12 protein-coding genes and 1 tRNA gene are annotated in these 15,567 nt (G+C 50.6%); 11 read left to right on the forward strand and 2 right to left on the reverse strand.

Annotation, left to right across the window (positions count from 1 at the left end):
* The first annotated feature begins 203 nt into the window (after positions 1-203).
* Positions 204-1,442: a glycosyltransferase family 2 protein gene (locus AN963_RS04210; RefSeq protein WP_055743289.1), complete on the forward strand. Its 1,239-nt coding sequence runs from the start codon at positions 204-206 to the stop codon at positions 1,440-1,442.
* Positions 1,443-1,633: 191 nt separating this feature from the next.
* On the forward strand, positions 1,634-2,605 hold the full coding sequence (locus AN963_RS04215; RefSeq protein WP_055743290.1) for a TIGR01212 family radical SAM protein: 972 nt from the start codon (positions 1,634-1,636) through the stop codon (positions 2,603-2,605).
* A 59-nt stretch (positions 2,606-2,664) separates the two neighbouring features.
* On the opposite strand, the gene AN963_RS04220 is transcribed toward AN963_RS04215, so the two are convergent.
* Entirely contained in the window at positions 2,665-3,396 is a 732-nt protein-coding gene (locus AN963_RS04220; RefSeq protein ID WP_055743291.1) for a glycerophosphodiester phosphodiesterase, read from the reverse strand.
* A 376-nt stretch (positions 3,397-3,772) separates the two neighbouring features.
* Here AN963_RS04220 and ablB point away from each other — a divergent pair, with 376 nt between their 5' ends.
* Positions 3,773-4,618 (forward strand): putative beta-lysine N-acetyltransferase, encoded by an 846-nt coding sequence (gene ablB / locus AN963_RS04225; protein WP_055743292.1) that lies wholly within the window; start codon positions 3,773-3,775, stop codon positions 4,616-4,618.
* 3 nt (positions 4,619-4,621) lie between these two features.
* On the opposite strand, the gene AN963_RS04230 is transcribed toward ablB, so the two are convergent.
* Positions 4,622-6,166 (reverse strand): PucR family transcriptional regulator, encoded by a 1,545-nt coding sequence (locus AN963_RS04230; RefSeq protein ID WP_055743293.1) that lies wholly within the window; start codon positions 6,164-6,166, stop codon positions 4,622-4,624.
* 141 nt (positions 6,167-6,307) lie between these two features.
* Here AN963_RS04230 and AN963_RS04235 point away from each other — a divergent pair, with 141 nt between their 5' ends.
* The 8 genes from AN963_RS04235 to AN963_RS04270 all read left to right on the forward strand — a co-directional run bounded on the left by AN963_RS04235 (position 6,308) and on the right by AN963_RS04270 (position 15,563).
* On the forward strand, positions 6,308-7,660 hold the full coding sequence (locus AN963_RS04235; protein WP_055743294.1) for an aspartate aminotransferase family protein: 1,353 nt from the start codon (positions 6,308-6,310) through the stop codon (positions 7,658-7,660).
* Positions 7,661-7,706: 46 nt separating this feature from the next.
* Positions 7,707-8,369, forward strand: a complete 663-nt coding sequence (locus AN963_RS04240) for a 3-oxoacid CoA-transferase subunit A (RefSeq protein WP_055744439.1) — start codon at positions 7,707-7,709, stop codon at positions 8,367-8,369.
* Positions 8,351-9,028, forward strand: coding sequence for a 3-oxoacid CoA-transferase subunit B (locus tag AN963_RS04245; protein ID WP_055743295.1), 678 nt, complete (start codon positions 8,351-8,353; stop codon positions 9,026-9,028). Before AN963_RS04240 ends, AN963_RS04245 begins: the two co-directional genes overlap by 19 nt.
* 41 nt (positions 9,029-9,069) lie before the next feature.
* Positions 9,070-10,353 carry a peptidase gene (locus AN963_RS04250; RefSeq protein WP_055743296.1) on the forward strand — a complete coding sequence of 428 codons (1,284 nt, stop codon included), beginning with the start codon at positions 9,070-9,072 and terminating at the stop codon, positions 10,351-10,353.
* A gap of 16 nt (positions 10,354-10,369) precedes the next feature.
* Positions 10,370-11,728, forward strand: coding sequence for a 4-aminobutyrate--2-oxoglutarate transaminase (gene gabT / locus AN963_RS04255; RefSeq protein ID WP_055743297.1), 1,359 nt, complete (start codon positions 10,370-10,372; stop codon positions 11,726-11,728).
* 18 nt (positions 11,729-11,746) lie between these two features.
* Complete coding sequence (locus AN963_RS04260; protein WP_201783701.1) at positions 11,747-13,165, forward strand: aldehyde dehydrogenase family protein; 1,419 nt, start codon at positions 11,747-11,749, stop codon at positions 13,163-13,165.
* Positions 13,166-13,281: 116 nt separating this feature from the next.
* Positions 13,282-13,370 (forward strand) — tRNA-Ser (locus AN963_RS04265).
* Between the two features lie 624 nt (positions 13,371-13,994).
* Positions 13,995-15,563: an acyl-CoA synthetase gene (locus AN963_RS04270; RefSeq protein WP_055743299.1), complete on the forward strand. Its 1,569-nt coding sequence runs from the start codon at positions 13,995-13,997 to the stop codon at positions 15,561-15,563.
* Positions 15,564-15,567: the final 4 nt, after the last annotated feature.

Here is a 15,567-nt window from a genome sequence, read left to right on the forward strand (position 1 = left end):
ACTGTCGTGGGATGTCGAATAGAAAGAAAGAAAGGTGGGAAAGGTGATAGCAGTGCCTTCTTTTTTCCCACTTTTGGGTCATTGCTAATGAATCGCATTTGATGTACACTCCCAATTGAGAGAAAAACAATAGAGAAATGTTGGAAAAACACTACCTAAATCAGATCTGACCCAAATTTGATTTAGGTCGAGGAGAAGAACCCATGAGTATATTTAGAGAGATCATTGAGGGATTATTCATCGGATTTAGTTCTACGGTAGGTGTAGTCAGCACGTACCAAACTCTGATCTCGTGTGCTGGGCTGTTCCGTAAAAACGAACAAGTCACACATGAACCAGAGAAAACATTTGCGGTGCTCATCGCCGCACACAACGAGAGTGCTGTTATCGCACCCTTGATTGAAAACCTGAAACAAATGGATTATCCTCGTGAGAAGTACGACATCTTTGTCATTTGCGACAACTGTACGGACAACACGGCGGAAATCAGCCGTGCACACGGTGCTTACGCTTGTGAGCGCTTTGACACGTCCAAGCGAGGAAAAGGCTTCGGGATTGAATGGATGCTGGAAAATCTTTGGGCAAGACCACAGCAGTACGACGCAGTCGTCATGTTTGACGCGGACAATCTGGTGGAAAAGAACTTCTTGCGCGTCATGAATGACCGCCTTTGCAAAGGGGCTCGCGTCATTCAAGGCTACCTCGATTCGAAAAACCCGTTTGATTCCTGGATCACCCTGTCTTATGCTGTTACTTACTGGTTTACCAACCGGATGTGGCAACTGGCACGGCACAACCTGGGATTGCCGAACACATTGGGCGGTACCGGTTTGTGTATCGAAAGCAACCTGCTCAAGGAAATGGGCTGGGGTGCTACCAGTTTGACAGAAGACCTGGAGTTTGCGACTCGCTGCATTGAGCGAGGGATTTACCCGACATGGGCACACGATACGAAAGTGTGGGATGAAAAACCGATCGACCTGAAGTCCTCTATGCGTCAACGTCTACGCTGGATGCAAGGTCACTACGATGTCGCTGGGCGCTATATTGGCTCCGTTTTGAAAAACGGGATCACAAAAGGTCGCTTAGGTATGCTGGACGCTGCTTTCTACTTGTTCCAGCCGATGTACGTATTGATCGTCACGTTTATGTCCCTGTTGTTCCTGGGTCGCTTCTTTGAAATTGACATGTTGATGCCTGCTGCAACAATTTTACCAAGCTGGTTAGTATATACCTCGACAGCGATTTTTTACTTGCTGCCGTTCCTGGCTCTTTATTTGGAAAAGGTACCTCTCAAAGGGTATTTGGGAATTCTGTTGCTCCCATTCTTTTTCCTGACCTGGCTGCCGATCATGTTCTACGCCTTCTTCACCAAGAAAAATCAGGAGTGGAGCCACACGTCCCATAGCCGTGCGATCCGTATCGAGGAGATCCAGCAATAACGAGTACATGTGCAAAACCACAGGGAAACCTGTGGTTTTCCTGTTATTCTGAGTGGAAAGCAGAGCGGTGCTTTTGGTATAATGGTTGGATTGAAAGGGAATCACCCGAGCAGCCAAGTGAACGCAGGATACGGCTGCACGTAAGAGAGTGGCGGATGAAAGGTATTTCGCCACGAGGAGGGAATACAGCAATGACGCTTGCACCAAATGCTTGCCATAACGATGCCCCCTTGTTGTGGGGCGACAAACGTTACCATACATGGAACTACCATTTGCGGAGCACTTTCCATGAAAAGATCTTCAAGGTACCATTGGACGGTGGTTTCAGCTGCCCCAACCGGGATGGAAAGGTAGCTACCGGTGGCTGCACATTTTGCAGTGCGAGGGGATCTGGAGACTTTGCGGGAGACCGTCGGATGGATCTGGAACGCCAATTTCACGACGTCAAAAATCGCATGCACGAAAAATGGCCGAGTGCCAAGTACCTTGGCTTTTTCCAGGCCTACACGAACACCTACGCACCCGTAGAAGAGCTTCGTGAAATGTATGAAGTCATTCTGAAACAAGAAGGCGTTGTAGGGCTATCGATTGCGACTCGTCCAGACTGTTTGCCAGATGATGTGGTGGAATATTTGGCGGAATTGAACGAGCGCACCTATCTGTGGGTCGAACTGGGCCTGCAAACCATTCATGAGCATACAGCTACGTTGATCAACCGGGCGCACGACTATGAGTGCTACCTGCAAGCCGTGGAAAAGCTACGTAAGCACAACATTCGCATTTGCTCGCACATCATTTACGGATTGCCAGGTGAAACGCATGAAGAAATGATGCAAACGGCCAATGCGGTAGCACATCTGGACGTCCAGGGGATCAAAATCCACCTGCTCCATCTGCTGCGTAAGACACCGATGGTCAAACAGTACGAGGCTGGCCTTTTGGACTTCCTCTCACAAGAAGAGTACACCAAGCTGGTCGTAGACTCGCTGGAAATACTTCCGCCGGAAATGATTGTGCATCGCATCACAGGGGATGGACCACCTGACCTGCTGATTGGTCCGATGTGGAGTCGGAAAAAATGGGAAGTGCTCAACGGAATTGATGCTGAGCTGAGAAATCGGAATACATGGCAAGGAAAACTTTACGTGCCGCAGACGACCTAAAGAAAAGTAACGCAAAAAGGGAGCCCCATCCGTGGAGGCTCCTTTTCGCATGTAGATGATTATGAGCGTGCCCGCAAAATCTTTCTCGCGCGTCCAGGGTAGTTGGTAATCAAACCGTCTACGCCCATATCGAGAGCGTCTTCGATTTCCTGAGCGCTATTTACCGTCCAGCCTAGTACGGTCAGATCATGGTTGTGCGACTCCTCTACGAGCTTGGCAGATAACTGGTCCATCGGTACATGAAGCTGATCAGCCTGATAGCGGTGCGCCACTTCCCAAGGGCGGGGGATCGGTCCCACGTACAAAAGCCCTGTCGTTTGGGAAGGATCCAATTCCTTGATGTGCAATAAGCTATCAAAATTGAATGAAGAGATGATCGTACGCTCCGTTAAATGATACCGCCGAATTTGCTCAATGACTCGCTCCTCGAGGCCAGGTTGATCTGACAAAAAGTTTTTCAGCTCCAGGATAAAGCGGAGGGGCGTATTTGAAAAGGCATGGAACACTTCGCGCAGCGTAGGTATTTTCGCTTTGGAAAAACGGGAGGAGGAGCCTCGATCTGCTCGCAATTGTCTCAGTTCCTGCAACGTATGTCGTCGAACAAGGCCAGAGCCTGTAGTTGTCCGGTCTACGGTATGGTCGTGAATGACAACGAGTTTGTCGTCCCGGCTGAGCTGTACATCGAGCTCAATGCCATTGGCTCGACGTCGGACGGCTGCGTAGAAAGATTCCATGGTGTTTTCCGGAAAAAGGCCAGAAGCACCGCGATGGGCGTAAATGAGTGGGGCCACGTGAGCTTCCCCCTTTCAGAGACGTAAGCCACTTATTACATGCATATGTAAAAAGCCCCTCAATACTACTTTGATAAGGGGCGAAAACGATCTTTACTCAATAGCAGTGAGAACGATCACGAGGAGGACGAAGAGAACCAAGATCAGGGCGATATTGTTATTACCAAAGCTCACGACAACTATCTCCTTCCCAGCTGGAGCATTCCCTTCTATCATCCTATGAGTGTACGGTACGAATGGCTCTCCTCGAATACCTATCCGATTTAGTTGACTCGTACCGTTTATTCGTCGCGACTTTGTTTTATACAGATTGGCAGATGACGGGAGGACTGATTTTGCTACAATGAAATAAAGAGTAGGAAAGGGGAATACCTACATGGCGAATGTAGATGCGATGCTAGCCTCTGGCGATCTGGTCGTGGATAGCCAAAATCGTCGAGTCAAGCTGCACGTATATGATCCGAACCTGATTGGCGAAATGGATCAGCTGATGAGGAAGCTGGCCAACAACTCAGATGCCACAAAAATGATCGTCTATGGAAAAAAAGCGGATGTGGAGAAATGGCTCGCTCTAGGATATAGCCAGGAAGGGGTTATCGAAGGCTTTTTCCAAGGGGAAAATGCACAAATGCTCTCCTGCTACTTGACGGAAGAGCGTGCTACTTCTGTGGCGCCTGATCTGGCGGAAGACATACTGGCTCTGAGCTTGAGTAAAAAAGGAAACGGTGAAGAAAAGCCTTTGCCATCAGGGTATACACTGCGTGAGGCAAACGAGGCAGACGCAGAAGAACTAGCTAAGCTGTACGCTTTGGTGTTCGCTACCTATCCGACGCCGATGGATGATCCAGAGTACGTTCTCAAAACGATGGACGAGGGCACTCGCTATATGGTTGTGGAGCACGATGGAAAGATCGCCTGCGCAGCTTCAGCGGAGGTCAACGAACGAATGGGCTCTGCCGAGATGACAGACTGTGCGACCCATCCCGATCACGCAGGAAAAGGACTCCTCCAACCGTTATTCACTGCATTGGAACGAAATATGGAGGAGTCGGGAATCTACTACTTGTACACGTTGACACGGGCTCAATCAGCGGGAATGAACGTAACTGCGTCCAAGATGGGCTACGAGTATCGAGGACGATTGATTAATAATTGCACGATCTTTTCCGGGTACGAAGATATGAATATCTGGGTGAAACCACTTCGCTCCGCGTGGGAGTAAGGGCTACGCCTGAGAGGGGTACAACTGCTTCTGGAGACGGCGGGCCATCAGGGCCAATTGCAGCTGCCAGCGCTGATGTGCATCCTCCAGGCGGTAGCCCGTTTTTTCTTCGATCTGTGTTAATCGGTATTTCAGGGTGTGTCGGTGAATATATAACGCTTGTGACGTCTGCAGTCCGTTACCATTTTGCTGCAAATACACGTCCAGAGTCTCCAGCAGCTGCTGGTTATGTTTTTTATCGTAGCCGATTAAAGGCGCAAGCAGAGGCTTCCAAAGCTCGAGGAGCGCTTCCTGACTTCGATGATAAGGAAAAAGGAATTGATACCCTTGCATGTCTCGATAACGGAGCATGGTGGGTGCAGATGCCAATAAAGGATAGGCTTGCAGGGCAAACAGCGCTTCTTCAGAGGCAGAGGCCACATCCTCCAACTGCATCCGAGAGTTGCTTAACGCAAGATGCAGAGAAAAATCCTTGTGCAGCTGCTCCCAGCGCTGAGCAAACAGCTCTATGAGCTGCAGGCTGGATCGATTATCAGGAAACACGAACAACAAATAGTGTGGCCGCTCGCGCAGTAAATAAGAGCGTTGTTGTCGATCGCAAAGTCGGCGCATCAACAGGATGGCACTCTGATGTAGCTCGTAGAGGATGGCATCATCCTTTACATCGACTTTCAATGCGACGACCAGATGATCACCTGTGAGCGGGTATCCCAGCATGCGACAGCGGCTTTCCAGCTCGGATGGACTCATTTGTTTGCCGTTCAGCAGCTCCTCTACAAAGTCCCCCTTCAAACGCCATTCCGTAGCGGATACGGCCCGTTCTTTTACATATTCCAATGCACAGAGGGTCGAGGCGTGTTGGAGTGCCACGTCGTCCAGATCCTTCCATGCCTCCTGGGACTTGACCAGCGTCAGCGTTCCAAAATGCTCGCGATTGGCGCGAATGGGTGTCGAATGCGCGCTTTTTACTCCAGCGCTGGAATTGTCCAGATCCGTGGAACCGTGCTGGGTTACTTCAAAACCTAAAGCATCTACCAAAGTGACCGCACCGCTGGTTAATGTGGCAAGCTCCGCCGCGATGGCAGCTAGTCCACCTTTTGAAAGGGCAGCGTCGATCATTCGGTTGTGAATCGCTTGTGAGTAAGCGAGTGTTTCAAATTGCCTGTTTATGATGGGCTGCAAAATCGCCTTCGTTATGGTGGAAAAGTTGATTTCCGCAGGTATTTCAATCAGTGGCAGCTGCAGACGGTCTGCCATCTCGATAAAAGCTGTGGGAATTTCTCGTAAGTAAAAGCCTGTATGAATGGCAACTCCGCTCAATTTTTGACTGGCTAAAGACGGGATAAAAGAAGCGAGGCGCTCCGTGTTCTCAGCAAGACCAAAGCCCGTCGTAATGAGAAATTCACCTTCCTGCAGCCGAGTCGCGTCCTCCAATACTTCTACAATGGTGACCCAGCGAATCGGGTTGTCCAAGCCGCCAGCTCCGGCGATCAATCTCGTTTGAACCATATCCGGCAATTGAAGGGCCTCCCGAATAGTAATTGTCATCAGCGATCCCTCCGAAAAAGTTCTTTATACAAAATGTACAAAAGATTTTGTCACTTTACCATGTTTTTTTTGCCAGCTCGTCGGATGGCTACGGCACTTCGGTCAGCTACGATGAAGGTAGAGAAAAGCGAGGTGGCGACAATGGAAAGAAGTTATGTAATCAAGCCTGAGCTGGGTAAGAACTATCCGGTGATCTCTCATGGAAAAGGAATTTACCTCTACGATAAAGAGGGAAAACGATACATCGACGGAAGCAGTGGCGCTGTGACGGCGAGCATCGGTCATGCCGTAGATGAAGTCGTGGAAGCGATGTACGCGCAAGGCAAGGAAGTTTCCTTTGCCTACCGCTCCCATTTTAGCAGTGACGCAGTAGAGCAGCTAGGGGCAAAGCTGGCGGAGTGGGCACCTGGTTCGCTCAATTGGACTTTCTTTGTCAGCAGCGGTTCAGAAGCAACAGAGACAGCGCAAAAAATTGCGATTCAATATTGGCAAGAAAAAGGGAAGTCGACGAAAAACCGGATCATCTCACGCTGGATGAGCTATCACGGAATCACGATGGGGGCGCTCTCCATGTCCGGACACGTCCTTCGTCGCAAGCGGTTTGTACCCTTGCTAGAAGACTATCCGGCGATTACGGGACCATACCCATACCGCAAGCCAGAAGGAATGAGCCTGGAAGAGTACGGGCTGCAATGCGCGAATGAGCTGGAGACAGCTATTCTACGTGTAGGACCGGACCAGGTAGCAGCCTTTATTGCGGAGCCTGTCATCGGGGCGACAGCTGGCGCAGTAGTTCCACCAGATGGCTACTTCCAGCGAATCCGGGAGATTTGTGACAAGTATGACGTGCTCTTTATCGCCGATGAGGTTATGACGGGTGTGGGCCGTACCGGAAAAGCATTTGGCGTGGACCACTGGGGCGTAGTGCCAGACATGATTACGCTCGGAAAAGGCATGAGTGCGGGATATACCCCGATGGCAGCAACGATCGTTTCAGAAGAAATCATCGAGACGATCACAAAAGGAACCGGACTAATCATGGCAGGGCACACATACAGTGCCAACCCACAGTCAGCCGCAGTTTCCCTCGCCGTACTGAACTACGTGGAAAAACACCATCTTATTCAGAAATCAGCGGAGCAAGGGGCTTATTTGCTCCAACGTCTGCAAGAACTCGCAGAGGAGTTGCCGCTGATTGGAGATGCGCGCGGATTAGGGATGCTGTGTGGTTTGGAATTCGTGAAAAACAAACAAACCAAGGAGCCGTTCGAGCTTTCCAAAAATGTGAGTGGGAAGGTCATCGCCAAGGCATTTGAAAAAGGTCTGCTGGTTTATCCGGCAGTCGGTGGAATTGAGGGCGTAGCAGGTGATTGCGTGATCCTCGCACCACCACTCACGATTACGAAAGAAGAGATCGACGAACTGATCAGCATTTTGAAAGCAGCCATCGAAAGTGTGCAGCAGGAGCTCCAAGAGCAGGCACTGATCGGTTAGAAGGGAGAGAGCGCTGGTGACCAATCGATTTGAAAAAGTGATTTCCATGGAGGAAGCGCTAACTCATTTTCACGACGGAATGACGCTCATGGCAGGGGGATTCGGAGGAGTAGGCAATCCTCCCTCCCTGATCCAGGGCATCTTGGAAAAGGGCGTTCGCGAACTGACGCTCATCAGTAATGATACAGCGTTTCCTCATATCGGGATCGGCAAGCTAGTGACAGAGAAGCGCGTCAAAAAAGTGATCGCTTCGCATATCGGCTCTAACCCAAATGCAGGGGCACAGATGACGGCAGGAGAGCTGGAGGTTGAATTTTGCCCACAGGGTATTCTGGCGGAGCGAGTCCGTGCAGGTGGAGTGGGACTAGGCGGCATTCTGTCTGACGTCGGCATTGGGACGATCGCAGAAAAGGGAAAGCAGAAAGTCGTGATGGAAGGCAAGGAGTACTTGCTAGAGACACCACTTACAGCTGAAGTATCGATCGTGCACGCGAAAAAGGCAGATCGTTACGGAAACTTGGTTTTTGATACGAGTGCACGCAACTTTAACCCACTCGTGGCTATGGCAGGGGAAATCACCATCGTTGAAGCGGATGAAATCGTCGAGATCGGCGAGCTGTCACCGGAGGAAATCGTTACGCCAGGCGTATTCATCAACTTTATCGTGCAAAGTGAAGGGGTGAATTGGCAATGGGCATGGGAGAAGTAAAAGAGACAGAGAGCTATCGCGAACGGATTGCCCGACGTGCTGCTTTGGAAGTCGAGGATGGAATGATCATCAACCTCGGCATCGGTATTCCGACAATGGTAGCTGATTTTATCCCTTCTGACGTACGGGTCATGTTTCACGCCGAGAACGGGATATTGGGTACGGGTCCCAGTCCGCAAAAAGGGGAGGAAAACCCGATGCTCTGTAATGCTGGCGGTTTTCCCGTCACGCTAGCGACAGGGGCTTCCTTTTTTGATAGTGCTACTGCTTTTGCTATTATCCGTCGTGGTCTTCTCGATATGACGATCTTGGGAGTCCTGGAAGTAAGTCAGAGCGGGGATATCGCCAACTGGATCGTTCCAGGCAAACGCGTACCGGGAATGGGTGGTGCGATGGAGCTGGCGCAAAAAGCGAAAAAGGTTATGGTTGTAACCACCCATCTCGATAAAAATGGTCGCTCTAAAATCGTCAGGGAGTGCTCACTGCCTCTGACTGCAAAGAACGCGGCCGATTGGATCATCACAGATATGGCCGTCATGCAGGTCATGCCTGACGGGCTGTACTTGCGCGAGGTCATGTATCCGTATTGCGTGGCAGATGTGATCGGTGCGACAGAAGCCGAACTGAAAATCGACGGCGAGGTAGGCGTATTTCGATAAGGAACAGCGAAACCAAATATCCGCGAGTCAGGAGGAAGATCATGGCAAACTGGCAGTCTCTCATTCGGGAACAGTTGGAAAAGGACCGGGAAGCGGCGACCGCACTGCTGCAAGATTGGGTAAAAGATCCAAGCGTACAAGGTGACGAGGAATCCATTCAGGAGAGCATCGCGAAAACATTGGCTTCGATGGGCTTGGACGTCGACCTTTGGGTGATGGAAGGCGAGGAGCTGCTACAGCATCCGTACTTTGTTTCCCCACGTCAGGCATTCGCGGGCAGTCCCAATGTGGTCGGGGTATGGAAGGGTGCTGGCGAAGGTCGCTCCATCATTTTAAATGGACACGTGGACGTGGTACCTGCAGGTGATCAGGCCCAATGGAGCGATGATCCTTTCAGTGGCAAAGTGGAGGATGGCAAGCTGTTCGGACGTGGCGCAACAGACATGAAAGGGGGAAACCTTTCTTCCCTTCTGGCTATTCAAGTGCTACAGAAACTAGGGGTGCAGTTAAAAGGTGATGTCATTTTCCAAAGCGTAGTGGAAGAGGAGAGCGGTGGGGCAGGCACGTTGGCGACCATTCTGCGAGGCTACAAGGCAGATGCCGCACTCATCCCGGAACCGACGAACATGAAGATTTTCCCGAAACAGCAAGGATCCATGTGGTTCCGATTGACTGTAAAAGGTCGTTCCGCTCACGGAGGAACTCGCTATGAAGGCGTGAGTGCCATCGAAAAAAGCTTGGCCGTCGTTCAAGCTGTGGGGAGTCTGGAAAAGGAACGAAACGATCGACTGGACGATCCGCTGTATGAAAAACTGCCGATTCCCATCCCGATTAATATCGGCGTGATTGAGGGCGGTAAATGGCCATCGTCTGTGGCCGATCTGGTCAAACTGGAAGGGCGTATGGGTGTTGCACCAGGGGAGCAAATGGAGGACGCAAAGGCAGAGATGGCAGCTGCCCTGAAAGGTCTTGCCGAGATCGACCCTTGGTTCGCAGAACAGCCGGTGGAGTTAGAGTGGTACGGTGCGAGATGGGTCCCAGGAGCGGTAGCAGAAGATCATCCATTGATGGAAATCTTGCATCGTCAATTTGTTGAGGTGACAGGAGAGCGTGCTGTCGTGGAGGCGTCTCCATGGGGTACAGACGGGGGACTGCTGACAGCTTTGGCGGATACACCTGCGATCGTAGTAGGTCCTGGGGTGACGCAGGTCGCTCATTACCCAAATGAGTACATCGTGCTGGATGACGTGTTCCGTTGCGCAGAAATCTTTGCACTTACCTTGATTGAATGGTGCGGCATTGCCGATACGAATAACCAAAACTAGAAGGAGAGGGTTAACCATGAGTCCAATTACAACGAAGTTCATCCAATTGAAAACAGCTGTTCCGGGGCCAAAATCTCAAGAAATGCTCGCGAAAAAAGAAGCGAATGTGCCACGTGGGCCATCCAACACCACATCTGCGTTTGTTGCCAAAGCAGAAGGCGCGTTGCTCACGGACATCGATGGCAATACGTTTATTGATTTTGCTGGCGCGATCGGTTCGATCAATGCGGGTCACTGCCCACCAGCTGTCGTCGAAGCCCTCAAGGAACAACTGGATCAGTACATACACACATGCTTCCACGTGATGATGTATGAGCCATACGTCAAGCTCGCTGAAAAACTGAATCAAATCACACCAGGGGACCATGCGAAAAAGACGTTCTTCCTGAATAGTGGTGCTGAAGCAGTGGAAAACGCGGTGAAAATTGCCCGTAAATTCACAGGTCGCAAAGCGATCATTTCCTTTGAACGTGGCTTCCACGGACGTACGCTGCTCGCAATGTCTCTGACAAGCAAAGTGCGTCCTTATAAGTATGAATTCGGACCGTTTGCACCTGACACATACAAAATGACCTATCCGTACTACTACCGCTCTCCATACGATGCTTCGCCTGAGGAGACAGATGCAGAAGTATTGCGCCGTTTCGAAGACTTTTTCCTCGCTGAAGTAGCGGCAGATAACGTAGCAGCGATTATCATGGAGCCGGTCCAAGGCGAAGGTGGTTTCATCGTTCCTTCCAAAACCTTTGTACAAGGCGTAAGAGCCATTTGCGATAAGTACGGAATTCTCTTGATCGCGGATGAAGTGCAGACCGGTTTTGGACGTACCGGAAAAATGTTTGCCATGGAGCACTACGATGTCGTTCCAGATATCATTACCATGTCCAAATCTATGGGGGCAGGCATGCCGATCAGTGCGGTTACTGGTCGAGCAGAAATCATGGATGCTCCGAATCCTGGAGAAATCGGCGGTACGTATGGCGGAAGTCCGCTTGGTTGTGTAGCCGCACTGAAAGTCATCGAAATGATGGAGCAGGATGGGTTCTTGGATCGAGCGAACAAAATTGGTGACACCATTCTCAAACGATTCGAGCAGTTCAAGCAGCAATTTGCTGAAGTGGGCGATGCTCGCGGCCTCGGCGCTATGTGCGGGATCGAACTGGTGAAAGACAAAGGGACCAAGGAACCGAATAAAGAACTGACAGCAAAAATCGTTCAGGCTTGCTACCAAAATGGACTGGTTGTGATGTCTGCTGGGCTATACAGCAATGTGATCCGGATTCTTTCCCCGTTGGTCATTACTGAAGAACAGCTGGAAGAAGGCTTGAACGTGCTGGAGAGTGTCCTGACTGAACTGTGCACACCTAATCGCTAATGGATGGAGGAGTTTGCCATGAAAAAAGCATGCTTTATCGGTGGTCAATGGTTGTCGTCTGCTGAATACGCCCCCTTGTATTCTCCATACAGCGGTGAAGAGATCGCCCAGATCCCGCAGGCTGATCCGGAAACGGTGAAAGCAGCGATTGCCGCAGCGGAAGAAGCTACGGCGGTCATGCGGAAGATGCCTGCCTATCAACGAGCCGCTATTTTGGAAAAAATCGCGCTCTTGATGGATGAAAGGCTGGAAGAAGCAGCGAAAATCATCGCGCTGGAAGCCGGCAAGCCGATCAAAACGGCTCGTGGTGAGGTGATTCGTACGATTCAGACGTACAAGTTCGCTGCCGAAGAAGCCAAGCGCATTCACGGGGAGACTTTGCCGCTGGATGCAGCTATAGGTGGCGAAGGCAGACTGGCGTACACGGTTCGGGAGCCGCTCGGTGTAATCGGTGCGATCACGCCGTTTAACTTCCCGATGAACCTCGTCGCGCACAAGGTAGGACCAGCCCTGGCAGCAGGCAATGCGGTTGTCCTGAAGCCAGCCTCCCAGACACCTCTCTCAGCCTTTTTCCTGGCAGAGGTCGCTGAACAGGCTGGTGTTCCGGCAGGTGCCTTGAACGTAGTGACAGGCAGCGGAGCCTCCGTCGGGGATCTCTTGGTGAAGGATCCGCGCGTCAAAGCGCTGACCTTTACTGGAAGTCCCGCAGTCGGGATCGATATTCGCAATCGGGCAGGACTGAAGCGAGTCACGTTGGAGCTGGGTTCCAATTCAGCTGTGATTATCGATCGCGATGTGAATCTCGACGAAGTCATCCCACGCTGCATTTTTGGGGCATTTGCCTACTCCGGTCAAGTATGTATTTCAGTCCAACGAATTTACGTCGTAAAAGAACGATTTGAAGAATTCGTCAGCAAGTTCGTCGCCGAGACAAACAAGCTGCGCGGGGGAGACGCCTTGACTGAGGATGCTGATTATTCCGCAATGATCAGTCCTCGTGAGACGGAGCGAGCTGTGGCGTGGATCGAGGAAGCGAAGCAGCATGGCGCGCGTGTAGAGTGCGGCGGCGAAGTGGTAGATCGTATGTTGCAGCCAACCGTTCTGACAGGAGTGCCTGCGGATGCGAAGGTATCATGCCAGGAAGTGTTTGGTCCGGTCGTACTAATCAACGCTGTAGAGTCTGTTCAGGAAGCGATCGAGCTGGTGAACGATTCTCGCTATGGTCTGCAGGCAGGCTTGTACACGAGCAACCTCGGACTCGCTCTGCAGGCTGCCGACGAGCTGCATGTAGGCGGCGTTATGATCAACGATATTCCGACGTTCCGCGTGGATCATATGCCATATGGAGGCGTAAAGGAGAGCGGGATGGGGCGAGAAGGCGTGAAGTACGCAATTGAGGAACTGACCGAGCTCAAATTGGTGGTTATTAAAAAGTAAGCTTGTGGTAGCGAAGACTGGCTCCCGTGCAAGAGGCTGGGAGCCAGTTATTTATTTGGAAGCTAACTCTTGCATTTCAGAAACGAGCTGTGCTATAGTAAGACTTGTTGAAACGTGGAGGGATACCGAAGTGGTCATAACGGGGCGGTCTTGAAAACCGTTAGAGTGAAAGCTCACGCGGGTTCGAATCCTGCTCCCTCCGCCATACTTAAGCCGATTTACGTTCCGTTGCTAGGGTGGCTTTACGAGCCCATGCACGGAACGTTTTTGATTTTCAGTGAGACGGGCGCATTTCCTTCCAACTCCCTTGTATACCAACATTTACTTATAGAACCATCAGTCACCCAGATGCATAATGGATTTGTAAGGAAAATCATCTAGTAAAACATCTGGGGAACTTGCGGCGAACTAATCAGCGCAGAGAGTCGTCGCTATTTTTTTTACCCGTTTCAGGTACTCTTACCTATATATGCTTGTATGCAATAGGATGAAAATCGTGTATCTTAAATGTATTCACGTAAGTACTTAACGTACTATCCCTTATCTCCAACCTTTACCGGTTGGAGATTTTTTTTGTCCCGTTCAGAGTTATCAAAGCTCAGGGCTTCTTGTAACCGTTTTTTTCCTTAAAATCCAGAAGAATCAATGTCGAAGTATAAGGCATAATGATATATCCTGTATGTAAGGACTCGATTGATTCTTGGGGCCCTGCGGCAGCTTCAAAAATGCAGACGGAGCTGTCGTCTTTTTTTGTTTAAAAATATCAGAATATACTCATAATATCGAAAAAATTGTATACTAGGAGGAGACGAAGTAAGGAGGCGTGAACATGATCGAGGCCAAGCGAGTAAGGAGAAATACGTTAGGTGATATCCTCAGGCGAAGTCACAGGCGTTTCCCTGATAAGACGGCTCTGCAGTTTGAAGAAGAAGTACTTACATACAGCCAGCTCGATCGAATCGTCAACCAAGCCGCAAATGCCTTGATTACCCATGGCTTGCAAAAAGGAGAGCGGGCTGCTGTCATCTCCCGCAATTCAATGGACTTTGTTATCCTCAACTTCGCTTTGGCCAAAGCAGGTGTCATTATGGTTCCAATCAACTTTATGCTGAATCAGGAGGATGTAGCTTTCATTCTGGGCCATTCTGAGGTTAGCGCGGTCTTTGCATCCCCTGAGTTCCAGGAGCTCGCACAGGAGGCATTAGGGCTGTCTGGGCTTGTGCCTAAAGTATTGTCGGTGATCTCCAAGCCTGCCGCACAGGTCGGAGAGTGGTTGCCGTTTCGTTCCATGATCGACGGGGCAGACAAGCAAGAGCCGGATGTGGAGCTCGACGACGAGGATGTTGCTCAAATCCTGTATACGAGCGGTACGGAGTCCAAGCCAAAGGGAGTCATGCTCACGCACAAGAGCATCATCTCGGAGTATGTCAGTACGATTATTGATGGCGACATGAAGGAAGAGGACGTAGCCATTCATGCACTTCCCTTGTTTCATAGTGCTCAATTGCACTGCTTCTTAGGGCCATACATTTATTTAGGTGGAAGCGGTATCATCCTGGAAGTGGCGACACCGGCGCTCTTGCTGGAGTCAATAGAAACTTTTCAGGCGACGCAGTTGTTTTGCCCGCCGACTGTCTGGATCGCGTTGCTGCGCTCACCGGATTTTGCCTCGCGTAATCTCAGTTCCTTGAAGAAATGCTACTATGGTGCAGCGATCATGCCGGTCGAAGTCTTAAAAGAGCTGAATCAGCGCCTGCCAGATGCCCAGTTCTACAACTTCTATGGACAAACGGAAGTGGCTCCACTTGCAGCGGTGTTAAAACCGGGAGAGCAGATCCGCAAGGCAGGTTCGGCTGGGAAGCCTGCACTCAACGTGGAGACGAAAATCGTGGACGACGAAGGAAACGAAGTGCCTCGTGGCAGTGTCGGTGAGATCGTTCACCGGACGAGTCATGCCATGATTGGCTATTTCCGTGATCCAGAAAAGTCACAAACAGCGTTTTTGGGTGGTTGGTTCCATAGTGGGGATCTGGGCATTATGGACGCGGAAGGATTCATTACTGTGGTCGACCGGAAAAAAGATATGATCAAGTCTGGCGGAGAAAATGTGGCAAGCCGGGAAGTGGAAGAATTGATCTACTTGCATCCAAAGGTTTCTGAAGTCGCCGTCATTGGAATCCCGCATCCGTATTGGATCGAGGCAGTAACTGCGGTGGTCGTGCCAAAAGCGGGGGAAACACTGACAGAAGAGGAAATGCTCACATTTTGCAAGGAGCGCCTCTCGACGTTTAAAGCTCCCAAATACGTAGTCATCGCAGACAACCTGCCACGAAATCCGAGTGGAAAAATATTGAAACGTGAGCTTCGCTTGCGATACGACGTTCTCGCTACGCAATGAGTAT

The sequence above is a fragment of the Brevibacillus choshinensis genome, from assembly GCF_001420695.1.
In the GTDB taxonomy this organism is placed as follows: Bacteria; Bacillota; Bacilli; order Brevibacillales; family Brevibacillaceae; genus Brevibacillus; species Brevibacillus choshinensis.